General features: G+C 68.9%; 22 protein-coding genes and 1 pseudogene. 7 read left to right on the top strand and 16 right to left on the bottom strand.

Annotation, left to right across the window (positions count from 1 at the left end; translation table 11 throughout):
* Nucleotides 1-11 precede the first annotated feature (11 nt).
* From AMS65_RS06320 to AMS65_RS06280, 9 genes are all read right to left on the bottom strand, one after another.
* Nucleotides 12-803, bottom strand: coding sequence for an inositol monophosphatase family protein (locus tag AMS65_RS06320; RefSeq protein WP_053383278.1), 792 nt, complete (start codon nt 801-803; stop codon nt 12-14).
* The gene (locus AMS65_RS06315; RefSeq protein WP_053383277.1) at nt 800-2,503 is read right to left on the bottom strand and encodes a dihydroxyacetone kinase family protein; all 1,704 of its coding nucleotides are present in this window, start codon (nt 2,501-2,503) and stop codon (nt 800-802) included. The genes AMS65_RS06320 and AMS65_RS06315 overlap by 4 nt, the downstream gene beginning before the upstream one ends.
* A 12-nt stretch (nt 2,504-2,515) precedes the next feature.
* Nucleotides 2,516-3,583 carry an aminopeptidase gene (locus AMS65_RS06310; protein WP_162231756.1) on the bottom strand — a complete coding sequence of 356 codons (1,068 nt, stop codon included), beginning with the start codon at nt 3,581-3,583 and terminating at the stop codon, nt 2,516-2,518.
* Nucleotides 3,580-5,091 carry an FGGY-family carbohydrate kinase gene (locus AMS65_RS06305; protein WP_053383275.1) on the bottom strand — a complete coding sequence of 504 codons (1,512 nt, stop codon included), beginning with the start codon at nt 5,089-5,091 and terminating at the stop codon, nt 3,580-3,582. The genes AMS65_RS06310 and AMS65_RS06305 overlap by 4 nt, the downstream gene beginning before the upstream one ends.
* An 18-nt stretch (nt 5,092-5,109) precedes the next feature.
* Nucleotides 5,110-6,279, bottom strand: a complete 1,170-nt coding sequence (locus tag AMS65_RS06300; protein ID WP_075200868.1) for an ABC transporter permease — start codon at nt 6,277-6,279, stop codon at nt 5,110-5,112.
* Nucleotides 6,269-7,309 carry an ABC transporter permease gene (locus AMS65_RS06295; RefSeq protein WP_053383274.1) on the bottom strand — a complete coding sequence of 347 codons (1,041 nt, stop codon included), beginning with the start codon at nt 7,307-7,309 and terminating at the stop codon, nt 6,269-6,271. The genes AMS65_RS06300 and AMS65_RS06295 overlap by 11 nt, the downstream gene beginning before the upstream one ends.
* Nucleotides 7,306-8,820: a sugar ABC transporter ATP-binding protein gene (locus AMS65_RS06290; RefSeq protein WP_053383273.1), complete on the bottom strand. Its 1,515-nt coding sequence runs from the start codon at nt 8,818-8,820 to the stop codon at nt 7,306-7,308. The genes AMS65_RS06295 and AMS65_RS06290 overlap by 4 nt, the downstream gene beginning before the upstream one ends.
* 115 nt (nt 8,821-8,935) lie before the next feature.
* Nucleotides 8,936-9,973 carry an autoinducer 2 ABC transporter substrate-binding protein gene (locus tag AMS65_RS06285; protein WP_053383272.1) on the bottom strand — a complete coding sequence of 346 codons (1,038 nt, stop codon included), beginning with the start codon at nt 9,971-9,973 and terminating at the stop codon, nt 8,936-8,938.
* A gap of 277 nt (nt 9,974-10,250) precedes the next feature.
* The gene (locus tag AMS65_RS06280) at nt 10,251-11,024 is read right to left on the bottom strand and encodes a DeoR/GlpR family DNA-binding transcription regulator (RefSeq protein ID WP_053383271.1); all 774 of its coding nucleotides are present in this window, start codon (nt 11,022-11,024) and stop codon (nt 10,251-10,253) included.
* Between the two features lie 123 nt (nt 11,025-11,147).
* Between AMS65_RS06280 and AMS65_RS06275 the strand changes: the two genes are divergently transcribed.
* Entirely contained in the window at nt 11,148-11,963 is an 816-nt protein-coding gene (locus AMS65_RS06275; protein ID WP_053383270.1) for a BtpA/SgcQ family protein, read from the top strand.
* 43 nt (nt 11,964-12,006) lie between these two features.
* Here the strand turns inward: AMS65_RS06275 and AMS65_RS06270 are convergent, their stop codons facing one another.
* The 7 genes and pseudogenes from AMS65_RS06270 to AMS65_RS06245 form a co-directional block, all read right to left on the bottom strand.
* Nucleotides 12,007-12,975, bottom strand: a complete 969-nt coding sequence (locus AMS65_RS06270; protein WP_394324718.1) for a quinone oxidoreductase family protein — start codon at nt 12,973-12,975, stop codon at nt 12,007-12,009.
* Between the two features lie 135 nt (nt 12,976-13,110).
* Nucleotides 13,111-14,064: a sugar kinase gene (locus AMS65_RS06265; protein ID WP_075200867.1), complete on the bottom strand. Its 954-nt coding sequence runs from the start codon at nt 14,062-14,064 to the stop codon at nt 13,111-13,113.
* On the bottom strand, nt 14,061-14,717 hold the full coding sequence (locus AMS65_RS06260) for a bifunctional 4-hydroxy-2-oxoglutarate aldolase/2-dehydro-3-deoxy-phosphogluconate aldolase (RefSeq protein WP_053383268.1): 657 nt from the start codon (nt 14,715-14,717) through the stop codon (nt 14,061-14,063). The genes AMS65_RS06265 and AMS65_RS06260 overlap by 4 nt, the downstream gene beginning before the upstream one ends.
* Nucleotides 14,714-15,460, bottom strand: coding sequence for an SDR family oxidoreductase (locus tag AMS65_RS06255; RefSeq protein WP_053383267.1), 747 nt, complete (start codon nt 15,458-15,460; stop codon nt 14,714-14,716). Before AMS65_RS06255 ends, AMS65_RS06260 begins: the two co-directional genes overlap by 4 nt.
* Nucleotides 15,457-16,158: an NAD(P)-dependent oxidoreductase gene (locus tag AMS65_RS06250; protein WP_277620059.1), complete on the bottom strand. Its 702-nt coding sequence runs from the start codon at nt 16,156-16,158 to the stop codon at nt 15,457-15,459. Before AMS65_RS06250 ends, AMS65_RS06255 begins: the two co-directional genes overlap by 4 nt.
* Before the next feature lie 67 nt (nt 16,159-16,225).
* Nucleotides 16,226-16,327, bottom strand: a pseudogene (locus tag AMS65_RS20630) (hypothetical protein); the annotation flags it as partial.
* A 206-nt stretch (nt 16,328-16,533) separates the two neighbouring features.
* On the bottom strand, nt 16,534-17,352 hold the full coding sequence (locus AMS65_RS06245) for an IclR family transcriptional regulator (RefSeq protein WP_053383266.1): 819 nt from the start codon (nt 17,350-17,352) through the stop codon (nt 16,534-16,536).
* 193 nt (nt 17,353-17,545) lie between these two features.
* Here AMS65_RS06245 and AMS65_RS06240 point away from each other — a divergent pair, with 193 nt between their 5' ends.
* From AMS65_RS06240 to kduI, 6 genes are all read left to right on the top strand, one after another.
* A complete protein-coding gene (locus tag AMS65_RS06240; protein ID WP_053383265.1) occupies nt 17,546-17,911 on the top strand; it encodes a cupin domain-containing protein in 366 nt (121 codons plus the stop codon).
* A 28-nt stretch (nt 17,912-17,939) separates the two neighbouring features.
* Complete coding sequence (locus AMS65_RS06235; RefSeq protein ID WP_053383264.1) at nt 17,940-19,679, top strand: ABC transporter permease; 1,740 nt, start codon at nt 17,940-17,942, stop codon at nt 19,677-19,679.
* Nucleotides 19,680-19,687: 8 nt separating this feature from the next.
* On the top strand, nt 19,688-20,797 hold the full coding sequence (locus AMS65_RS06230) for an ABC transporter ATP-binding protein (RefSeq protein ID WP_053383263.1): 1,110 nt from the start codon (nt 19,688-19,690) through the stop codon (nt 20,795-20,797).
* Between the two features lie 46 nt (nt 20,798-20,843).
* Entirely contained in the window at nt 20,844-21,950 is a 1,107-nt protein-coding gene (locus AMS65_RS06225) for an extracellular solute-binding protein (RefSeq protein ID WP_053383262.1), read from the top strand.
* An 88-nt stretch (nt 21,951-22,038) separates the two neighbouring features.
* On the top strand, nt 22,039-23,010 hold the full coding sequence (locus AMS65_RS06220) for a 2-hydroxyacid dehydrogenase (RefSeq protein ID WP_206541970.1): 972 nt from the start codon (nt 22,039-22,041) through the stop codon (nt 23,008-23,010).
* Between the two features lie 28 nt (nt 23,011-23,038).
* Nucleotides 23,039-23,866 (top strand): 5-dehydro-4-deoxy-D-glucuronate isomerase, encoded by an 828-nt coding sequence (gene kduI, locus AMS65_RS06215; RefSeq protein ID WP_053383261.1) that lies wholly within the window; start codon nt 23,039-23,041, stop codon nt 23,864-23,866.
* The last annotated feature ends 39 nt before the right edge of the window (nt 23,867-23,905 follow it).

Here is a 23,905-nt window from a genome sequence, read left to right as displayed (position 1 = left end):
GGCTTTCCCGCTCACGCTGCGAGGAACACCCGGAGCAGCCGATCGTCGGCGGTGGGCCGCAGCACGGTGAGCCCCGCCTGCTCGGCGATCACCGCGGCGCCCGCCCAGTCGTACTCCTCGAGGTCCTCTTCGATGTAGGCGTCGAGCGCCCCGTCGGCGACCGCGCAGATGTTGAGCGCGCCCGCGCCGAACGCACGCATGGTCGTGTAGCCGTCCATACGCTCCCGCAGCCGGTCGTACTGGTACTCGCGCGTCGCGGGATCGTAGGCGAGCCCCACACCGAGTACGCGGGCGGACGAGGCGCCGGAGGGGCCGGAGAGCCTGCGGCGTTCGCCGCCCTCCTGCAGCCAGGCGCCGAGATCGCGCGCGGCGGAGTAGACGCGGCGCAGCGCGGGCGCATGCACCACACCGACGAGCCACTCACCGGTCGCCGTATCCTGGGCGCCGAGCGAGGTCGCGAAGTACGGAATACGGCGGGTGTAGTTGGTGGTGCCGTCGAGCGGATCGATCGACCACCGCACTGCCGCGCCTTCCCGATCCGAATCGGGCAGCTCCTCCCCGGTCACCCGATCGCCGGGGCGCATCACCGCGAGCACTTCTCGCACCGCATGCTCCGCGGCGACATCGATCTCCGTCACGAGGTTGCCGGCCTCGGCCTTGCCGCTGATCCGCAGCGCGGCGCCGAGCCCAGCCTCGAGCACCTCCGCGCCCGCCCGAGCCGCGGCGAGCGCCGCATCCAGCAACTCGGAGATCTCGCGCTGCGTCAGCGCTCCGCCGTCGCGTGCGGCGGAGCCCCCGCTCATCGCGGCTCTGCTCTCCGCGGCTCGCCCTCGGCCACGAACTCTTCGATGAAGCGCAGCACCGCGACGGATCCGGGGTCCCGCTGCCCCCGCGAACGCTCCTGCTGCCAAGCCGCACGGCCGCGCCGGGACTGCCACGCCGCGGTCTCGGTCACGGCCCGCTCGGCGGTGTCTCGCAGTTCGGCTCCCGATGCGCCGCGGTGCAGGGCCTCGATCACGGGTCCGAGCACATCGAGCAGCGTCTTGTCCCCGCGTTCGGCCCGTCCGCGCTCGGCGATGCGGTCGTACAGCTCCTGCAGCACTCCCTCGACAGCGCCCGGTTCGAGGTGCGCACCGCGCTCGAGCGTGTCGGCAGCGCCGATCAGGCCACTGCCCACGAGAGCCGCGAACGTCGAGGGGTTGGCCGAGGAGAACGCGAGCCCCGCGGCTCGCAGAATGCTGCGCGCGTCGGCGTCATCCGGCAGCTCCCCGACGGCGACGGCCGCGGCGGTGCTGCCTGCGGAGACCGTGATACCCAGGTCGCCATCGCCGAGCGCCGCGTCGAGTTCGCGCAGTTCGTCGGCGTGCTGCACCATGCGCGGCAGCGCCGAGAGCATCGCGGCTCGCAGCGCACTGGGGCTGCCCGCGGAGGTCACATCGGCAGCGGCGGCGCCATCGACGAGGACGGCTCTCTCGCCCGCGAGCGCCGCGGGCACCGGGGCGGCGCCCTGCTGGAAGAACGGCGAGCCCGCCGGGTCGTGCAACAGCTCCTCGAGTTCATCGTCGAGCTGCATGATCGAGAGCGAGGCACCCGCCATCTCCAGGCTCGTCACGTACTCGCCGATGAGGTGGTAGGCGATTTCGACGCCCCGCGAGGCGAGTTCCCGGTGCACCCGGCGATACACGACGTAGAGCTCCTCGAGCGGTGTGGCGCCCAGGCCGTTGACGAGCACGGCGACGCGCTTGCCCTCGGTCAGCTCGAGCTCCTGCGCGAGCTCGGAGAGGAAGCGGTCGGTGATCTCATCGGCGCTCTCGAGCGCACCGCGGTGCGTGCCGCGCTCGCCGTGGATGCCGACGCCGATCTCCATCTCGCCCTCGTCGAGGGTGAAGGTCGCCTCGCCCGCGGCGGGAAGGATCGTCGGCGAGAGCCCCACGCCCATGGTGCGGGTGGCCTCGGAGGCCTTCTGCGCGACGCGGGTCACCTCGTCGAGAGACGCTCCTCGATCCGCCATCGCGCCGGCCGCCTTGTAGACGAGCACCAGGCCGGCGACACCGCGACGAGTGCTCATCTGCTCGGCGGGAGCGGACTGGATGTCGTCGGCGCCGAGCACGGTGCGCACCTCGATGCCCTGACCGCGGCACAGGTCCGCCGCGATGTCGAAGTTGTACACGTCACCGCCGTAGTTGCCGTACAGGTACAGCAGGCCGGCACCGCCGTCCACCGCGAGCGACGCCGCATGGATCTGCGCCGGACTCGGCGAGGAGAACACGTTGCCGACGGCGACGGCCGAGCACAGGCCCCGGCCCACATACCCGAGGAAGAACGGCAGGTGGCCGGATCCGCCCCCCGTGACGATGCCCACGCGCCCGGGGGCCGGAGCATCGGCGCGCACCACCGCGCGCCGATCGGCGGTCGCGGCCCGCAGCTGATCCGGGTGGGCGAGCAGGATGCCCTCGAGCACCTCGTCGACGAAGCCCTCGGCGCTGTTGATGATCTTCCGCATGTCCCGTCCTCCTCACTCGCCCGCGAGCAGCGGCGCGTACGTTCCTCGATCGATCAGCGGTTCGCCGTCGATCTCCAAGCGGCCGGACGGCCGCAGATCCTTCACGATGTCCCAGTGGATGGCCGATTCGTTCGTGCCCCCGCACTGCGGATAGGAACGGCCCAGAGCGATATGCACCGAACCGAGGATCTTCTCGTCGAGCAGCAGGTCGCCGGTCATGGTGCGCACATCGGGGTTGGTGCCGATGCCCAGCTCGCCGACCCGGCGAGCACCGGGAGCGGCGAGCACTCGATCCACGAACTCGGCGCCCTCGGCCGCCGCCGCGTGCACGACCTCACCCGCTTCGAACTCGAGCCTGAGGTCGGTGATGCGGGCCCCGCCGAACCAGAAGCTGCCCGGGAACGTGATGTGCCCCTCCACTCCGTCCTCCCGGGGAGCGGTCGCGACCTCGCCGTCGGGCAGGTTCGCCTCGCCCGCGAAGGGCACCCAGATGCGGCCCGAGCAGTCGAGCGTGAGATCGGTGTCCACGTCGAGGATGCGCACCTCCCGAGCCGAGTTCAGCGAGTCGCACAAGCGGTCGAGGCGGGCGCGATGGGCGTCCCAGTCGGCGAGCGTGCCGGCGAAGAACTCCCGCTCCAGCTGCTCGGGGGCGACGCCGATCAACTCGGCCCACTCGGGAGTCGGAATGCGCACCAGCGTCCACCTGGTGCCCTGCCACCGGGCGGTCGAGAGGATGCCCTTGCCCTCGCGCTGCAGGCTGAGCCGTGCACCGTCGATCTGGTCGGCCGGCGGCTCCATGCCGCGGAAGGACACGTGCACGTCGGCCCACTCCATCGAGGCCAGCTCGAGCGGGGCGGGCTCACGCAGCACCGCCTCGTCCGCGTGGGCGAGCGCGGAGCGGTCGTAGCGCTCCTCGGTGAGCATGACCTGCGGAACCCCGCCGAGCCGGTAGACCTCTTCGACGAACGCCGCCACGGCGTCGAGCACCGCGGGACTCGTCGCGAAGATGCCGACGCGGGTTCCCGCTGCGACCTCGTTCACCCGGGCGAGGTGGGCTGCCAATTCGGGCCAACGGCTCATCGCGGTTCTCCTTCTCCATGCTCGCGGGCGCTCCGCAGCGCCCAGTAGTTTCGCCGGTAGTCGTCGTGGGCGCGACGGATCGCGTCCGTCCCGTCGCCGTCCCCGGGCTGCACGGGATCGCCGAGCGCGGGCCATCCCGCGGCGTCGGCCTCGCTCAGCAGACCGATGCCGATGCCGGCGAGGATCGCGTCCCCGTAGGAGGCGCCGAGCGTCTCCGCGCGGGCCATGCCGTAGCCGGTGACATCGACGATGGTGCGGGCGATGATCTCGTTCTTGACCCCGCCGCCGACCGCGACGATGCGGGGGTCGCCCTGCGCCTGATCGACCAGGGTGCTCAGTGCGAGAGCGACCGAATGGCCCACCCCCTCCGACACCGCGCGCGCGAGTTCGGCGCGTCCGGAGGACAGCGATAGGCCGATGAACGCCCCGCGCGCGTCGGGATCGTGGAACGGTGTGCGCTCGCCCGCGAAGTGCGGCAGGTGCAGCACGCCGTTCGACCCCGCGGGTGCGGACCGCGCCAGTTCCATGAGACGGCCGAAGAGCGCCGCATCGCCGTCGCCGTGATCGAGTCCCAGCTGCTCGGCGATCCAGCGCGTCGCCGTACCGCCGGTCGAGGTGCCCGCCGCGAGCACGAAGCGTCCGGGCAGCACCCACGGGGCCGACCAGAGCACGTCGTTCGCGACGGGGCGATCGTTCACCTGGATCAGATACCCGGTCGAGCCCAGCTGCAGCATGAGGTCGCCCGGGGCCATGACCGACGAGCCGACCGCCTCCGCAGGCGAGTCGGTGGTGCCCACGACGACGGGAAGCCCCTCGGGCAGCCCGGTCTCGGCGGCGGCCTCGGCGGTGATGGTGCCCGCGATGTCCGACGACCAGGCCACATCGGGCAGCTTCTCGGGAGGCACCGTACCCTCGAGCCCGTCGACGTTGTAGCGCAGCTCTCCGAGTTCGTAGAAGGGATGGGCGTAGCCGGCCGTCGCGTGGTCGATCACGACACGGCCGGTGAGCTTCGCCACGAGGTAGCTCTGGCTGGTCAAGTACCACCGAGTGCGCGCGGCGACTTCGGGTTCGTTGCGCTCGACCCAGAGCATCTTCGGCCCCACCGACTGGCTCGTGAGCGCATTCCCCGAGCGGCGGAAGATCTCATCGCGGCCCAGGATCCGCTCCAGCTCGGCGATCTCGGCCGCCGCCCTGGTGTCGACGCCGTAGAGGATCGCGGGACGCAGGGGGCGCAGCTGCTCGTCCACCGGCAGCACGCACGGCCCGATCCCGCTGCAGCCGAGGCCGAGCAGTTCGTCCCCCTCGGCGAGGCTCCGCATCAGCTCGTTCGCAACGGTGACGAGGTCGCCCCACCAGACGGCATCGGCATCGTGCTCGACGTGACCGGGGCGAGGCGTGCTGATCCCGTGCCGCGCACGCGCCTCTGCGCGCACCTCGCCGCTCGTATCGACCAGCACCCCCTTCGTCTCGTAGGTGCCGATATCGATGCCGACCAGCAGCTGGGTCACGTCGCTCTCCCGATTCGCTTACTTCTTCGAGACCGCGGTCTCGTCCGCGGCGTCGCCGGTACCGCCGCCGACGACTCGATCCGTCATCGCATCCGACGGACCCTGACCTGGAACGGTGGCCACGATGGTGGTCTGGGTCGAGGGCACCGACTTGCGCCATCGTCTCAGACTGATCTGGTCGAAGACCATGACGCCGATCAGGATCACGCCCTGCGCGATCGCGTACTCGTACGCCGAGAGGCGCAGGGCGGTGAAGCCCGACTGCACGACCTGCAGCACGAGCGTTGCGAGCACCACACCCGTCACCGTCGCGTAGCCGCCCATCGGGTTGGTGCCGCCGAGCACCGCGATCACGATGACGAGCAGCACATACGAGCTGCCGTAGTCGGCGCTCGCCGTGGGGTTGCGGGCGAGGAAGATCAGCCCGGCGAAGCCGCCGAGAAGTCCGGTCAGCACGTAGGTGCCGTAGAGCACGCTCGCACTGCGGATCCCGGAGTAGTGCGCGGCGACGCCGTTGGCGCCCTGCAGCATCGTGCGACGGCCGAAGGGCGTGCGCGACAGGATCACCCCCACCAGGATCGCGAGCACGAGGAAGATGATGAACAGCACCGGCACGCCGCCCACGGTCGACTTGCCGATCGCGCCGAGCACCTCGGGAGCCCCGTACAGCGTCTTGCCGCCGGTCCACACGATCGCGAGCCCGTTGTAGATCTGCATCGTGGCGAGCGTCGCCAGGATCGGCGCGATGCCGATCGTCGAGATGAGGAAGGCGTTGATGAGGCCCCCCAGCAGCCCCACCCCCAACCCGAGCAGCACGATGAGCGGGGCCATCGCCTCCGCCTGAGCCGGATCGTTCGCCGCGATCGCCGTGTACACCGTGCTCACGGTGATCGCGGTGAAATTGGCGATCGAGACCAGGGAGAGATCGATCCCGCCCGTCATCATGGCGAAGGCCATCGCCACCGCGAGGATGCCGATCTCCGGCGAGGCCACCATGAGGTTCTGCAGGTTGATCGGGTTCAGGAAGATCGAGGGCTTGAGCAGTGCGAAGAACCCGAACGAGAGGATCAGCAGCACGATCATCCGCCCGATCCCGCGCTCCGCACGGATGCGCGAGAGCAATGCCTGGAACGAGCGGTCGACGTCGGCGTTCCACTTGGCGACTCCGTTACGAGGTTCAGCCGACATGAGCCACATCCTTATCCGTATCGAGCACGAAGGTGCGCTTCGCCGCGCGTCGCGCCATGACCGCCTGCACGCCCACGCCGAGCGCGAGCAGGATGCCGACGGCCGCGCGCTGCCAGGCGGTGGGGACGCCCATGAGCAGCAGGCTGTTGTTGATGATCTGCACGAGCAGCACGCCGAGCACGGTGCCGAGCACGGTGCCGCGGCCGCCGAAGATCGAGGCGCCGCCGAGCACGACCGCGGCGATGACGTCGAGCTCGGTGCCCACGAGATCCTGCGGGTTGGCGTTCTGGCCGAGTACCACGTGGATCAGGCCGCCGACCGCAGCGATGGCTCCCGCGAGCACGTAGAGCAGCACCTGGATCCGCATCACGGGGAAACCCGCACGACGAGCGCCCTCGATGTCGCCGCCGATCGCGAACAGGCCGCGTCCGAACATCGTCTTCCGCAGCAGCAGCGAGACCCCGATGACCAGCACGATCACCGGCACGATCATCACGGGCAGGTACGCGCGCGATCCCTCGATGGAGACGAGGTTCGCGGTCGAGAGGGAGGCCATGCTCTGCGGCAGGTCGGCGATGTAGCGCGAGCCGACGTAGGCGAGCAGCACTCCCTTGAAGATGCCCTGCGTGGCGAGCGTCACGATCAGCGTGGGCAATTTGAACCGTGCGATCACCGCGCCGTTGACCAGACCGAGCAGCGCTCCGAGCGCGACGGCGATGACGAGCACGCCGATCACCCCCGGGTCGAACGCCCCCTGCGCCGAGAGATGCACCGTCGTGTACGCGGCGAAGATCGCGATCGCCGGGAACGAGACGTCGATGCCGCCCGAGATGATGACGAGCAGCACCCCCAGGGCGAACACCATCGGCACGAGGGCGGAACGAAGGATCGAGAACAGCGTGTGCACGGTGAAGAAGGTCGGGTTCACGAGACTCATGCCGATCACCAGCACCAGGATGATGCCGACGAGCACCAGCTCGCTCGTGAAGCCGGACAGTCGCAGCGTGCCCTGACGAGACGACCCGCTCATGCCGCCATCACCTCCTGAATACGATGAGTGTCGATACTGTCGCCCTCGAAGTCGGCCACGATCTCGCCGCGGCGCACGATGAGCACGCGGTGGCAGATGGAGACGAGCTCGGGGACGTCGTCGGAGATCATGATGACGCCCATGCCCGCGGTCGCCGCCTCTCGGAGGATCTGCAGGATCTCCTCCTTCGACCCGACGTCGACACCGACGGTGGGGCCGTTCAGGATCAGCACGCGCGGGTTCGTCGCGAGCCATTTGGCGAGCACGACCCGCTGGGCGTTGCCGCCCGAGAGGGAGCGCACCGGCGCCGCGACGCTGGGCGCTTTGATGCGCAGGCGCTGGAACAGTCGCGAGATGGTCTCCGCGGTGCGCTGGGCGCTCAGGAAGAGCCGGCCTCTGGCGTGCTCGCCGAGCGAACTCGCGATGATGTTGTCCGAGATCGGCTTGTCGAGGAACAGGCCCTGCGTGAGGCGGTCCTCGGGGACGTACCCGAGTCCCGCCGCGATCGAGGCCTGGATGCTGCCCGGGGCGACGCGCCTGCCGGCGAGACGCACGCTGCCGGACTCGGCCTTGAGCACTCCGAAGAGCGCTTCGGCGATCTCGCCTCGCCCCGAGCCGAGCAGCCCGGTGAGTCCCAGCACCTCGCCGGGGCGCAGATCGAACGTGACGTCGGTGAACGCGCCGGTCAAGGTGAGCGAGTCGACCTCGAGCAGCGGTTCGGCCGCGGGATCGACGGCGACGACGACGCGCGAGTCGTCGACCTCGCGGCCGGTCATCGCTTCGGTCAGAGAGCGGACGTCGAACTCCTCGACGGCCCCGTGCGCGACGAGGCGGCCGCTGCGCAGAACGGTCACCTCCTGCGATACCGTCAGCACCTCTTCGAGCTTGTGGCTGACGAAGACGAGTGCGACGCCCCGCCCTTGCAGCCTGCGCACGAGGTCGAACAGGCGCTGCACCTCCGAGTGGGTGAGCGCGGTCGTCGGTTCGTCCATGAAGATCACACGCGCGTCCAGCACGAGAGCTCTGCAGATCGCCGTGAGCTGGCGGTCGGCGACCGAGAGCCGCCCGACCTCGGCATCGAGATCGAGGGCGAGACCGAGTTCCTGCACGATGCGCTCGGCCGAGGGCCGCAGTCGCTTCGCGCGGTACAGCCTGCTGCGCGCGGCGATGGCGGCGGGGAGCACGATGTTCTCGGCGACCGTCAGATTCGGGAACAGCGAGAAGTCCTGGTAGATCACCTGGATTCCGGCGCGGAGCGCCGTCATCGGCGTCATCCGCGACACCGGCTCCCCATCGATCAGGATCTCTCCCGCGTCGGCGGACTCCACGCCGCTGATGATCTTGATGAGTGTCGACTTGCCGCATCCGTTCTCACCGGCGAGGCAGTGGACGAATCCGGGGCGAAGCGCCATGCTCACTCCGTCGAGCGCCACCACGCCGCCGAAGGTCTTCCGGACACCCCGTACCTCGAGCACGGGCGGCGCCCCTGCTGGGCCTGGGTCAGTGGTCATCGGGTCTCCTCATATGGGGATCGGTAAACGGGGTGCCACCGGGTGGGCGGCCGACGCAGGGACTCCGCCCGCGTCACCCGCTCACCCGGTGATCATGCCGTACGGCTCGCTCGGCTCAGAAGTCGTACTCGTCCGCGTTCGTCGCGTCGACCACAACGGCAGCGTCACCGACGAAGACGTTGTCGAAACCCTCGAGCTTGGTCAGCGAGTTGTAGCCCTCGATGCCGAGATCGGTACCGTCCTCGATCGTCTCACCCTGCACGAGCAGCTCCGCGATCTTCAGCTGAGCCTTGCCCGCCATCGCCGGATCCCAGAAGAAGATCTTGTCGATCGAGCCGTCGCTCAGGTACTTCTTGGCGACCGAGGGGATGCTGGTCCCCATCACGCAGACCTGGTCGGCGAGTCCGGCCTCCTGGACCGCACGCGCCGCTCCCGCGACGTCGGTGCCGGCCGAGCCCTGGATGCCCTTGAGATCCGGGTACTTCGCGAGCAGCTCCTTAGTGCGCTGGTAGGCGACGTTCTCGTCCTCCTTGCTCTCCACCGGATCCTCGACGCGCTCCAGATCGGGGAACTCCGCCTGCTGCTGCTCGTAGGCGCCGCCGACCCAGTCCATGTGGGTCTTCGCGGTCAGGCCGCCGACGAACTGCACGTACTCGCCCTCGCCGGCCATGCACTCGCCGAGATTGTCCATGATCTGGGCACCGTAGGCCTTGTTGTCGAAGGCCTCGATGTCGACATCCGCGTTCGTGATGCCGGCGGCCTCGTGCGCGACGACCACGATCCCCTGTTCGCGTGCCTGAGCCAGTACTGTCTCAAGAGCCTCGGGCGAGTTCGGGACGACGGTGATCGCGTCGGGCGCCTGGGGGATCAGGTCCTGGATGATCTGGATCTGCTTCTCGGGGCTCGCGTCGTCCGCGCCCTCCTGGCGGGCGTCGTTCCCGCTCTCCTGCGCGTACTCGTCGACGCCGACCTCCATGCGGTCGAACCAGCCGACACCGGAGATCTTGACGACGGTCACCATCGTGAGCGGGCCTTCGGCCGAGCCGCCCTCTCCGGAGCCGCCGGTGCTCTCGCCTCCGACCTGACCGCAACCGGTCAGGGCGAGTGCTGCGATCGCTCCGATACTGAGTCCTGTTGCCAACCTGCGCCGCATCTGACACTCCTTTGTGTTAGTTTCCATCATTTTTCCCAAAAGTTGGGACGAAATTACATCGTCTGGGAAGAGTAAAACTATCGCCCTGCTGTTGTCAACACGCGGCCCGGCGGTTCCCAGACCCGCTCACGCGAGTTCCGGCGCCCCGAAGCGGCGCGACAGGGCGAACAGTCCGGACGGGGCGAGCACTCCGCCGCACCACGTCACGAGTCGCACGAATCGCGAGGCCAGGCGGCCGGCACGGCCGGCGGCGTGGAGCAATCAGGCCGGCCGCGCCTCAGAGCGCGGGCACGCACTCCACCGCCACACCGGCGGCGCGCAAGCCGACGAGCGCGGGGTGGTCCGCGGGGCCGTCCGTGATGAGCAGGTCGATCTCGCCGGGCTGCGCCACGTTCGTGAGATGCACCCGCCCGAGCTTGGAGGCATCGGCGACGACGATCACGCGCTCCGCCGCGCGCAGGGCCGCGCGCTTCACCGCCGCCTCCTCGGTGCTGTAGTCGGAGAGACCGCGCTTTCCGTCCACCCCCGAGACCCCCATGATGTAGACATCGCAGTTGTAGCGCTCGAAGGCCGCGACGGATTCGGCGCCGATCAGGCTGAGCTCCCCCGGACGCACGGTGCCGCCGGTGACGAGGACTGTGGTGTTCGGCTCATTGTGCAGCTCGGCCGCGACGAGGATGCTCGGCGTCACCACCGTGAGCGCCAGCCCGCGGCCGATGATCGTGCGCGCAACGGCGAGCGCGGTGCTGCCGCTGTCGAGCACGACCGTCTCGCCCGGGATCAAGTGCTCGACCGCCGCGATCGAGATGCCCACCTTCTCCCGCGCGCTGACGAGGGCACGGGCGTCGAAGCCGGGCTCGACCGCGGTGCCGTGCGCCGCGATCGCGCCGCCCATGATCCGACGCACGCTGCCCGATTGCTCGAGCAGCTCGAGATCGCGCCGCACCGTCATCTCGGAGACGCCGAACTCCTGCGAGAGGGTCTTGAACGACGCCTCCCCGTCGGAGAGGATCCGCCGCTCGATGAGCTCGCGTCGTTCCTGCGCTTCCATGCACGGCCTCCCAGCTTCCACGAACCAGGATAGGACACCCGATTGTGTTATTGGCTCACTTATGATTAGCTTCTCGTGAATTATTCACACAGATTTCACATCACCGATCTGGAACGAGGAACAATGGCCAACTGGCTCCCCGAGGTTTTCGGTACGCACAAGCCCGTCATCTCGATGCTGCACCTCTCAGCACTCCCCGGCGACCCGGGCTACGACTCCGCCGCGGGCCTCTCCGCGATCGTCGATCGCGCGAAGCGAGAACTCGGCAAGCTGCAGGAGGGCGGGGTCGACGGCGTCCTCATCTCCAACGAGTTCAGCCTCCCCTATCTCACCCGGACCGAGCCGATCACCGCGATCACGATGGCGCGCATCATCGGTGAGCTGCAGTCGGATCTCGAGGTGCCCTACGGCGTGAACGTGCTCTGGGACGGCCGCGCCTCGATCGACCTCGCGACCGCGACCGATGCGAAGTTCGTGCGCGAGATCTTCACGGGCGTCTACGCGAGCGACTTCGGCCTGTGGGACACGAATGTCGGCGAGGTGGCGCGCCACCGCCAGCGCATCGGGGCCGCGAGCGTCAAGCTCCTCTTCAACATCGTCCCGGAGTCCGCGAAGTACCTGGCCGACCGCGACCTCGCGTCGATCGCACGTTCCACGGTCTTCGCCTGCCAGCCCGACGCCCTCTGCGTCTCGGGCCTCACCGCGGGTGCGCCGACCGATACCCAGTCGCTCTCCATCGTCAAGGAGAACGCCGGCGACACACCCGTCTTCGTGAACACCGGCGTGCGAGCGAGCAACGTCGCCGAGCAGCTCGCCGTCGCCGACGGAGCCGTGATCGGCACCTACTTCAAGCGCGATGGCGTGTTCGAGAACGAGGCCGATCTGTCCCGTGTGCAGGAGCTCATGGGCGAGGCCCGCAGCTTCCGCGACTCGCTGTAGCTCGTGGCCCCGGGCGCATCGAAGCTCCCTCCGTCCCTCGAACTCAGGAGCCGGGCAGCAGCACGACCTTGCCGGTCGTCTCGCGGCCCTCGAGAGCGGTGTGCGCCGCCGCGGCTTCGGCGAGCGGGAAGCGCGCGCCGATCCTGATGTCGAGCGTGCCCGCCTCGATCTCGGCGAAGAGCTCGCCGTAGCGCCAGGCCCGCTCCTCCGGGGTGCGCAGGAAGTGACCGAGCGAGGGGCGGGTGACCGAGAGGGATCCGCCCGCGTTGAGGCGCTGCAGGTCGAACGGCGGCACGGGGCCGCTCGCCCCGCCGAAGAGCACGAGCTCGCCGCGCACGCGCAGCGCACGCAGAGAGTCGTCGAAGGTGTTCTTGCCCACGCCGTCGTAGACCACGGCCACGCCCTCACCGTCCGTCAGCTCGCGGGCGCGATCCGCGAAGCCGTCGTAGTCGAGCACCTCGGCCGCCCCGGCTGCCCGGCTCAATTCGTGCTTCTCGGGCGTCGACGCCGTGGTGAGCACCCGCACGCCGCGGGCGACGAGCAGCTGGGTGAGCAGCAGGCCGACGCCTCCGGCGCCCGCGTGCACGAGCACCGTGTCGCCCGGCTCGGGCCGTGCGGCCGAGGTGGCGAGGTAGTGCGCGGTGAGCCCCTGCAGGGGAAGTGCGGCCGCCGTCTCGGCGTCGATGGTCTCGGGCACCTTGACGGCCCGCTCCGCCTGCACGACGAATCGCTCGGCGTAGGTGGCCGCGGCTTCTGCAGTGGCGATGAGATCGCCCTCCGCGAAGCCCTCGACGCCGTCTCCGACCGCGAGCACCCGACCGGCGCCTTCCCCGCCCGGCGTGAACGGGAAGGGCACCGAGTAGAGGCCGGAGCGCTGGTAGGTCTCGATGAAGTTGACGCCGGTCGCAGCGGTCTGCACGAGCAGCTCGCCGGGGCCGGGTTCCGGATCCGCGACCTCGATGATCTCCAGCACTTCAGGGCCGCCGGTCTGCTTCGCCGCAATCGCACGCATCGTCATGCCTCGAGCCTACGCTCCGCTGCCCCGAGGCGCCTCAGGTCTTGCGCAGCATTACGCCCGCGACGAGACCGCCGTGGCGTCGCTCACCGTGAACGCAGCGATCCGAGGCTTCCGCCTGCGGCGTCCGAGCTAACGCTGCACCGGGTCGGTGCCGGTCAGCAGCGCGAAGTCCTCCCGCCGTGGCAGGCCTTCCCAGTCCCCGCTGGTCAGGCAGGCGAACGCACCGGCGGCGACCGCGGTCTCGAGGCGCCGGGCGAGCGAGGATCCCATCAGACGCTCAGCGAGATAGCCCGCGACGAACGCATCGCCTGCGCCCACCGTATCGACGACGTCCACCTGCACCGCCGGCACTTCGAGCCGCTCATCCCCGACCGAGGCGAAGCAGCCTCGGTCACCGAGCTTGATGATGGCCTCCTGCGGGCCGAGCGCGCGCAGGCCGGCTGCCAAGTCCGCCACGCCTCGCCACCCGAGCAGGATCGCCGCCTCGTCATCTCCCGCGAACACCACGTCCGCGAGTGCGACGAGTTCGGTCAGTCGCGCAGCGGCATCCACTCGGTTCCAGAGCGCGGATCTGTAGTTGAGGTCGATCGAGGTCGCCACACCGGAGTCGCGCGCGCGACGCAGCACCGACTCCACCGTGTCATCGGAGGACTGCGAGAGCGCGGGCGTAATCCCTGTGACGTGGACGAGCGCCGCGCCCTCGATCAGCGCGTCGGGCACGTCCGTGGGAGCGAGGCGCGATCCCGCGCTGCGACGGCGGTAGTACACCACTCGGGTGGTCCCCGCGGTCGGGCGTTCCTTGAGCATCAGGCCGGTCGGGGCTTCGGGATCGGCGATCACCCGGGCCTGCACGCCCTCGGCGCGCAGTTCTCGTTCGATCAGCTCCCCCACCCCGTCTACGCCGAGCCTGCCGCACCAGACGGCCTCGGCGCCGAGGCGGCTGAGACCGATCGCCACGTTCGACTCCGCCCCGCCGAAGCCGAACTCGAGCGAGCGCTGCGCGGCGAGCCGACCCGGGTTCGGCTGCCGCAGCAGTCCCATCGATTCGCCGATCGTGAGCACATAGGGCCGCAATCCGTTCACCGTTCCTCCTCCAGACGGGCGTCGCGAATGCGCGCCATGAGTTCGCCCGCCCGCCGCACGAGCTGCGCGGGGTCGCCGCCGCGGAAGGCATCCCGCAGCAACGGGCCGCCGAGACTGACGGCGCAGGCGCCGGCGCGCAGCCAGTCGATCGCGTCGTCGGCTGTCACTCCTCCCGACGGGATCACCTCGATGCCGGGGAATGGACCGCGCAGGTCGGCGAGGTATCCCGGTCCGAGCTGCGACGCCGGGAACACCTTGACGGCTGCTGCACCGCGGCTCCAACCGGAGTGCAGCTCCGTCGGAGTGAAGCCTCCCGGGAACACCGGGAGTCCGGCGCTGACCGCCGTATCGATGACGGCGGAGTCCGTCGTGGGCGTCACGAGGAAGTGCGCTCCGGCTTCGACCGCTCGTCTGGCCTGATCCGGGTCGGTCACCGTGCCGACCCCTATTCGGGCGTCGGCGCCGAATCTGGCCAGGAGCCCCGGAACGGCTTCGAGCGTTCCCGGAGTGCTGAGCGTGACCTCGACATGGCGTACGCCGCCGGTGAGCAGCGCCTCCACCACCGGTGCGTAGTCCTCCGCCGCCGCGGCACGCAGGACTGCGACGACCGGGGAGTCGCGCAGGGTGCTCGGCACCGCCTGACGCGCCCTCATCGGCCGAGCCATCCGCCGTCGACCGGCAACACGGTGCCGTGAATGTATGCGGCGTAGGGCGTGCAGAGGAACACCACGGCACTCGCGATATCCTCGGGAGTCGCCCAGCGGCCGGCGGGGATCCGCTCGCTCAGTTGGCGGAAGCGCTCGGGGTCGCCGAGCAGCGCCTCGTTCATCTCCGTCTCCACGTACCCCGGAGCGACGGCGTTGACGTTGACTCCTCGCCCCGCCCACTCGTTGCTGAGCGCTTTGACGATCTGCGCGACGGCGCCCTTCGAGGCCGCGTAGGCAGGCACGCGCAGACCTCCCTGAAACGACAGCAGCGAGGCGAGCGCCACGATCTTGCCGTGGCCTCGCTCGACCATGTGCGCGCCGAACCCCTGGCAGAGCTGGAAGACGGCGCTCGTGTTCACCTGCAGCACCCGGTTGAAATCTTCGAGCGGAAAATCCACCGAGTCGTGCCGGATCTGCGTGCCGGCGTTACTCACCAGAAGATCCACGGGGCCGATCATGGCGACGGCCTCACGAATCGAGACCTCCTCGGTGAAATCGACCGGCACATGCGCCAGGCTACGACCGTGCTGCGCCGCGGCGCGTCGCAGCGCCTCGGAAGGGGCGCCGCGCTGCAGCGTCGTGACATCTGCTCCGCTGCGCAGCAGTGCTGCAGCGATCGCCTCGCCGATTCCACGGGACGCGCCGGTGACGACCGCTGTCCGGCCCTCAAGGGTGCCGTCGAACATCATGCTCGAGCCCGGTTCGCCGAGAGGGCGGCAGCGTTGACCGTGTTCGCGACCGCTCGGCCCTCGCAGACGTCGAGGATGTTCTCCATCGCTCGCCGTTTGAGCTCGGCGAAGGACTCCTCGCTGTACCAGGCGGCGTGCGGACTGAGCTGCACCTGGTCGAAGCGCATGAGCGGGCTGTCGGTCGCGAGCGGCTCCTCTTCGAAGACGTCGAGACCGGCGGCGGCCACCGCACCGCTGTCGAGCGCACGCACGAGCGCGGCCGTGTCCATGACGCCGCCGCGGCAGGTGTTCACGATCTTCACCCCGCGCTTCATGCGGGCGAAGGCCGCGTCGTCCACAAGATGGCGCGTCTGCGGGATCAGCGGAAGATGCAGCGAGAGCAGATCCGATTGTGCGAGCAGCTCATCGGGCGATACGACCGCGGTGCCGTCGGCGGTGACGCTCCCCGGTTCGAAGCGCGGATCGGTGCCGACCACCCGGAACCCGAGGCCTCGGGCCTTGCGAGCGGTGGCCTCACCGATGAGCCCGAGGCCGTAGACGCCGAACGTCGAGGCCGAGAAGCGGTGCAGCGGACGCGCCGCGTCGAGCTGCGGCTCGCCGCGGCGCAGGGCGCGATCGAGCGCGGGGAGCCCTCGCATGAGCCCGACGGCGTGCGCGATGGCGTGATCGCTGACGTCCTCGGTGCCGTAGTCGGGCACGTTTGCACACCGCCACTCCGCACGCGGTGGCCGCGGCGACGTCGACCGTGTCGACCCCGACGCCGTATCTCCCGACCGCCACGAGTCCGGGCAAGCCGGCGAGCACCTGCTCGGTGACCGGCGCGTACTGGGTGAGGATCGCCGCGGCACCCTCGGCGGCCGCGATCACATCCGCCTCCGTGGTGCAGTCGGCCACCACCAGCTCATAGCCGTAGCGCTCGGCGACCCCGGCCTCGATATCCGTGCTTCCATGATCGCAATCGGCGATCACCACGCGTCGTGCTGCTTGATGCACTTGACCCTCCAACGAAACGAATTTGAAACATCATTTCATAAATGGAGACTTTCGCCAAGCGCAATACGACCGCGAAATCCTCAGGCGCCGAGCGGATCCGGCGCTCCCAGCACCTGGGAGACCCGCCGCGCAGCCCGGGTGACGAGCGCCCCGAGGCGCGCATCGTCCTCGGTATCGATGCGCGCGTTCGGTCCGGCGAGACTGAGTCCGGCGCACACCCCTCCGGAGAAGTCGAAGATGGGGGCCGCGTAGCCGCGGATGCCCTCGCGATTCTCCCCGTCGTCGATGGCGTAGCCGCGCTCCCTCGTGAGCGCGAGGTCGCGGTAGAGCGACTCGAAGGTGCTGAGCGTGCGCGGCGTGCGCTCGACCAGCGACTCCGGCAGATGAGCCTGACGCACGTCTCCCGGCAGATAGGCCAGAATCGCCTTGCCGATCGCCGTCGCATAGGCGGGAACCGAGTCCCCGACCTTGCTGAAGATCCGGATCGGCTGGGGGCTGTCGACGAGTTCGATGTACACCACGTCTCGGCCCGAGAGCACTCCGAGATGCGCGGTCTCCCCGGACTCGGCGACCATGTCGCGGAGCACCGGCAGGGCTGCCTTGCGCGTATCGAGCCGGCTCAGGTACTCGGCTCCGAGCTTGGCGGTGAGCATGCCGAGCGAATAGACCCCGAGCTCCTCATCGAAGTGGAGCAGGTTCCGCCGTGTGAGCGTGAGCAGCATCCGCTGCGTCGTCGCCTTGCTGAACCCCAGAATGCCCGTGCACTCCGCCAGGGTCACACCCGGGCGGGGCGCCGAGGCGATGTACTCGAGGATGTCGATCGCCTTCTCCAGGCTCTGCGTACCCGTCACCCGCTCCGACGACTTCAAACCGCCCGTCGATATCACGCGTTCAGCCATGGATTCTCCTGCTTCTCCTGGGTGGGATGCCGCCGCGTCATCGCGAGCCGGGCGCACCCCCTATATTACGAACCGACAATCATCGGCCCGATTCGTGTTGACAACATTTCATCACTTATGAGACAGTGTTTCAAATCTGTTCGACGCGAAGTGGCCCTCGGTCGCATCGCAGCACCGCCCGAAGGACCATCACATGACTGCACTTCGCTTCGCGCCGGTCGACCGGGACGACCTCGCAACGGCCGTGCTGGGCGACAGCCCGGATCCCGCACGGATCGTTTCCGGATCACCCCAGGCGTCGGAGCTGATCCTGCACCAGGACGAGCGCACCGAGATCGGCGTGTGGGAGATCACCCCGGGCGGGTTCCGCTCCAGCAAGATCGGCGTCTCCGAGTTCATGTACTTCCTCAGCGGCTCGGGGACCATCACCCGCGAGTCCGGCGAGGTCCTCACGATCGAAGCGGGCGCCTACGTCTCACTGCCCGACGGATCCGAGGTGGTCTGGAACGTGCACGAGACCACACGCAAGCTGTACATCATCACCCAGACCCAGGCCTGATCCAGGCCCGACGCCCCGAGGATCGACGATGACCCTGAGCACCACCGGGATACCGACCGTGCGACCGCCGAAGCGGTCGCCGTTCGACCTCGCCCGTCTCCCCAAGATCGCGCTCGCGCTGGCCGCAACCGGATTCTTCGTGATCTTCTTCTTCTGGCCCCTCCTGGATGTGGTGCTGCGCAGCATCAGCGTCGATGGCGTCATGGACTGGGGGAACCCGCAGTTCACCCTGGACAGCTACCTCGCGGTCTTCCAGGACGAGTACCTCCATCTCGTCGAGTGGCGCACGATCGTGCTCGCGGTCAACTCCACGATCCTCGCACTCCTCCTCGGCTTCCCCACCGCGTACTTCATCTCGCGACTCCCCGCCCGCCTCGCCGGCGTGGTACTGCTGCTCATCCTCATCCCGTTCCAGGTCTCCATCGTCGTGCGGCTGTTCGCCGTCACCTCGATCCTGAGCCCGAACGGATTGGTCAGTCAGGCCAGTCAGGCCCTCGGCGGGGAGCGGTTCTCGCTGCTCTACACGCAGGGCGGCACCCTCGTGGGCACCGTCATGTATCTCCTCCCGTACATGGTGCTGATCCTCTACTCCGGCATGACCGGCATCGACCACAACGTGCTCCTCGCGGCTCGCACGCTCGGCGCGTCGGGCATCCAGATCTTCGTCAAGGTCTTCCTCCCGCTCGTGCGCACGTCGATCCTGAGCGGTGCTCTGCTGTGCTTCATCCTCGCGCTGAGCTTCTTCATCGTCCCGGCGATTCTCGGAGGCCCGCAGGAGCAGACGGTCGCCGTCTATATCCAGCAGCAGATCGACCTCTTCCAGTGGGGCATCGCCTCCGCCCTCGGTGTGATCCTCCTGGTCGCGACCCTGATCCTCTACATCGCCGTGCTGCGCATCGGCGGCGGATTCCAGGCGCCGGGCGTAGGCGCCCAGGCGAAGGGCGTGAGCGCCGAGCAGCGATTCACCTGGTCGGCCGGCACGGTGTTCACCGGTGCGATCACGCTCGTGTCGCTCGCGGTGCTGCTGCTGCCGGTGCTCATCGTCTTCCCCCTCTCGGTCGGCGAGACCCAGACGGTGGTGTTCCCGCCGCGCGGATTCACACTGGACTGGTACGGACAGGTACTCACCACGACCACCTGGCTCGATCCGATCGTTCGAAGCGCCCTCGTCGCGACACTCACCGGACTGGCCTCCACCGCCCTCGCCCTGTATCTCGCGCGTGTGGTGCAGACAGCCAAGTCCGAGCGCACCAAGCTCCTGATCTCGGGGCTCGCGTTCGCCCCCATCATCACGCCGGCGATCCTTCTGGCGATCGGCATCTACGCCGTCGAGCTGCGGTTGAAGCTCGCCGGCACGATCCCGGGTCTGGTCTTCGCGCACACCCTCATCTCCTTCCCCCTCGCATTCGCGATTCTGAACACGTCGCTCGCCTCACGGGGCCTCGACCTCGAGACCGCGGCGTGGACGATGGGGGCCTCGCGCATCTCGGCCTTCTGGAAGGTGACCGTGCGCGGCATGATCCCGGCGATCCTCTCAGCGTTCGGGCTCGCATTCGTCACGTCATGGGACGAAGTCGTGCTCGCCCTCTTCCTGCAGACCGGCCCGGTGAAGACCCTGCCGGTCACCATCTACCAGTACCTGCAGAGCGGCATCGTGCCGACTGTCCCAGCGATCGCGGCGCTCCTCACCCTCGTGGTGATCGCCGTCATCGTCATCCAACGCATCACCCAGTCGCGGCGAGCCGCGGCGCAGGCAGACAAGAAATGAGGACCGGGATGTCTCCCACTCCAGCCGCCGCGGGCAGCAAGCGCGGCGAGGTCATCGTCGACCAGGTCAGCTGCGACTTCAGCGGCAATCGGGTGTTGCACGAGACCGACCTCGCCGTGCACGCCGGCGAGTTCTTCACGCTGCTCGGCCCCTCGGGCTCGGGGAAGACGACACTGCTCCGGATCATCGCGGGACTGATCGACTTCACCTCAGGCAGCGTAGCGATCGACGGGAGCGACGTCACCCGACTGCCGACCCAGCAGCGAGACATCGGCTTCGTCTTCCAGAACTACGCGCTCTTCCCCCACCTCACCGTTGCGCAGAACATCGCCTTCGGCTTGAAGATCCGCAAGGTCCGCGGCGCACAGCTCACGAAGCGGGTCGACGAGATCCTGGAGCTCACCGAGCTCGGCCAGCTGCGCGATCGCCAACCCGCCCAGCTCTCCGGGGGCCAGCAGCAGCGCGTCGCGCTCGGCCGCGCGCTCGCTCAGCGGCCCCGGGTCCTCCTGCTGGACGAGCCGCTGGGCGCCCTCGACCGCCGCCTGCGGCAGGATCTCGGATCCGAGATCCGCCGGATCCAGCAGGAGTCCGAGACCACCGCGATCTACGTCACCCATGATCAGGAAGAGGCCTACATCCTCTCCGATCGTATGGGTGTCATGGAGGCCGGCTACATCCGGCAGGTCGGAGCGCCTCGCGAGGTCTACAGCACGCCCAACAGCGGCTTCGTCGCGAGCTTCCTCGGCGAGACCAACAGCTTCAGCGCGGAGGTGCTCTCGCAGGAGGCCTCCGGTCCCGCCGTCCGAGTCGGGGAGTTCGTGCTCACCGCCGCCGCGGGCTCCGCGCTGCGCGCCGGCGCCGCCTGCACGCTGAGCGCACGACCCGAGCAGATCCGGCTGAGCCCGAACCTCGCCGCCGTGCCCGCCGGGTACGAGCCGGTCGCGAATGTCACGGTAACGGATGCGCGCTTCTTCGGCCAGACGATCCGCGTCCGCCTCGCCGACGCGAACGGAACGTACCTCGTCGATCTGGACAGCGCCGAACCCATCCCCGAGGCGGGCTCCCCCGCCGTCATGAGCATCCGCGCCCGCAGCGCCGTGCTCATCCCCACGTCTTGACCTCGCTCGACCCCACCCCAGCATGCATCCAAGGAAGGACACGCATATGAAGACAACCCTCACCCGCACCGCCTCGCTCGGTGCTCTCGCCCTCGCCGGCGCGCTCGCACTCACGAGCTGCGGCGGCGCGGATTCCGGTTCGGGATCCGGCTCCGCCGACGGCGGTGACATCTCCGGCGAGATCCTCTTCTACGACACCAGCGGCGGCGACGTCTGGGAGGGGCTGAACGACACCCTCTTCGCCGACTTCACAGAGGAGACCGGCGTCACCGTCACCGACGACTACAACGAGGCATCGACGAAGTTCTTCGCCGCAGCGCAGAACAGCGCGGTCAGCTGGAGCCTCGTCTTCCTGCCATCCGTGAGCGATGCGCAGGAGGCAGCCGACAAGGGGTACCTCGCGGAGATCGACACGGACATCGTGCCCGTCGATCAGCTCGTCGAGGGCACCTATTCCTCCACCGGCATCGAGGTCGGCACCTTCGGCATGGTGCTCGCCTGGAACTCGGAGAAGTGGCCCGAGGACGGCGAGCACCCCGCGACCTGGGAGGACCTCTACGACACCGCCAAGTTCGAGGGCCAGCGCTGCCTGTTCAACAACCCGCAGTACGGCTGGACCCTGGAATCGGCCCTGCTGGCCGACGGCGTCGCCCCCGACGAGCTGTACCCGCTCGACACGGAGCGCGCCTTCGCGAAGCTCGACACCATCAAGGACAGCGTCACCTGGTGGTCGAGCGGCGCGCAGTCGATCGAGAGCTTCGAGAACGGCTCCTGCGACCTCGGTATCGTATGGGCGAACCGCGCCTTCACGGCGAGCCAGAACGACTTCCCCATCTCCGTGGGCTGGGACCAGGCCGGCTACGCGAACAGCGTCTGGGCGATTCCCGCCGACGCGCCGAACCCCGAGGCCGCGCAGCATCTGCTGAAGAGCGTGGTCGAGAACACCGCGGGCCAGATCGCCTTCGCCTCCCGCGTGCCCACGCCCATCCCGGCGGCCAGCACCGGCGTCGCGGTGAGCGACTTTCCCGAGGACATCCAGCCCTTCCTGCCCGTCGGCGACAACGTGGCCAACGCGATCGCCCTCGACGCCGCCTACTACAAGGAGAACAACGCCGATCTGACCGACCAGTTCAACCGCTGGGTCGCGCAGTAGCCGCTCGCTTCTCACGAACCGCGGGGGCCGAGGCGACCGGCCCAGCGCCTCGGCCCCCGCACCCACCTCTCACGAAAGGGATCCACCCGTGAAGATCGTTTGCATCGACGGCGAATCGCAATACGCCGATATCGTGCGCCGGGACGTCATCGAACCGCTCCGCGCCGCCGGCCACCAGCTCGACTGGTTCGAGGAGCGCTTCTCCGACACCGAGGCGACCATCGCCCGGGCGCAGGGCTACGACGCCGTCTACATCATCGGCGACCAGGGCCCGCTTCCCGAGGCCTTCCTTTCCTCGGTGCCGGGCCTGCGGCTCGTCAGCTTCGTGGGCACGGGCGCGCACCGCTTCGTCGACGTCGCCGAGGCCGAGCGCCTCGGGATCACGGTCACCAACGTGCCCGACTTCGCGAGCCGCAGCGTCGCCGAGCACGCGATCGCATTGATCTTCGCCGTCGCCCGCCGTGTCACGGAGGGCGACGCCATCGTGCGCTCCGGCGAATGGGCGAAGCACCAGGGGATCAAACTGCGCGACCGGACCCTCGGAGTGGTCGGCACCGGCGCCATCGGTCGTGAGGTCATCCGCATCGGCCACGCCCTCGGCATGGACGTCGTCTACTGGAACCGGACCGTGCGCCCGGAGGTCGAGAGCGAACTGCCCGGCCGCCGTGTCGAACTCGATGAGCTCTTCAGCATCAGCGACGTCGTCTCACTGCACCTCACCCACACCCCCGAGACCGAGGGCATCGTGTCGGCCGAGCTGCTGGGCGCTCTGAAAACCTCGGCGATCGTCGTCAACACCGCGCGCGACGAGATCCTCGACCGCGACGCCCTGTTCGCCCTGCTGCGCGAGAACCGCATCTTCGGCGCCGGCCTCGATGTGTTCGAGAGCGAACCGCCGCAGCTGGAATCCTTGCCGCTCGAACATCCGAATCTCGTGCTGACTCCGCACATCGGCTTCCACACCGACGAGGCCGACGAGGTGTTCGCGATCGCCGGTCGCAACATCGTCGCATTCGCCGAGGGTGCTCCGAAGAACGTCGTCAGCAGCACCGACCACTGACCCTCCCCGAACGAAGTAGAAGGAATCCATGGACATCCGTCACGCCACCCATCCGCACGAGCTCGCGCACATGAGCGACGAGGAGCTGCGGGAGCGCTTTGTACTCGGCGACCTGTTCGAGCCCGGCAGGATCAACGTCGTGTACAGCCACGAGGATCGGATGGTACTCGGCGGCGCTCAGCCGGCACCGGGTACGGTGCTCGCACTCGAGAACTACGCCGCCCTGCGCGCCGACTACTTCTGCCAGAGGCGCGAACTCGCCGTCACCGGACTCAGCGGCAGCGGCACCGTGACGGTCGACGGCACCCGGTACCCCGTCGCACACCTCGACGCCCTCTACATCGGTCGCGGCGCACGGGAGATCTCCTTCGAGGCCGATACCGAGGAGACCCGGTTCTTCCTCTCCTCGGCGATCTCGCACGAGGATCATCCCACGACGCTCATCCCGGCCGCCGAGGCGCTCACCACCGAGACGGGCGAGCAGGAGCACGCCAATCGGCGCATCGTGCGCAAGCACATCCACGAAGACGGTGTGCGCAGCAGCCAGCTGGTGCTCGGCATCACCGCACCCGAGACCGGCAACGTGTGGAACAGCATGCCTCCGCACACGCACGACCGCCGCACCGAGGTCTACGTCTACTTCGATCTCGATGAGAACGAGCGGGTGTTCCACTTCATGGGTCTCCCCGGCCAGACGCGCCACGTCGTGCTGCGCAACGGGGACGTCGTGATCTCGCCCGCGTGGTCGGTGCACTTCGGCGCCGGCACGACGAACTACTCGTTCCTGTGGGTGATGGCCGGTGAGAACCAGTCCTTCGCCGACATGGACCAGATCACCGTGCCGCAGCTCGGCTGAGCGTATCGGCACGGATTCGCGAACGGCGGGCAGATCCTC

The sequence above is a fragment of the Leucobacter celer subsp. astrifaciens genome, from assembly GCF_001273835.1.
GTDB classification, from domain to species: domain Bacteria; phylum Actinomycetota; class Actinomycetes; order Actinomycetales; family Microbacteriaceae; genus Leucobacter; species Leucobacter celer.
This window is presented reverse-complemented; position numbering and strand designations above follow the sequence as displayed.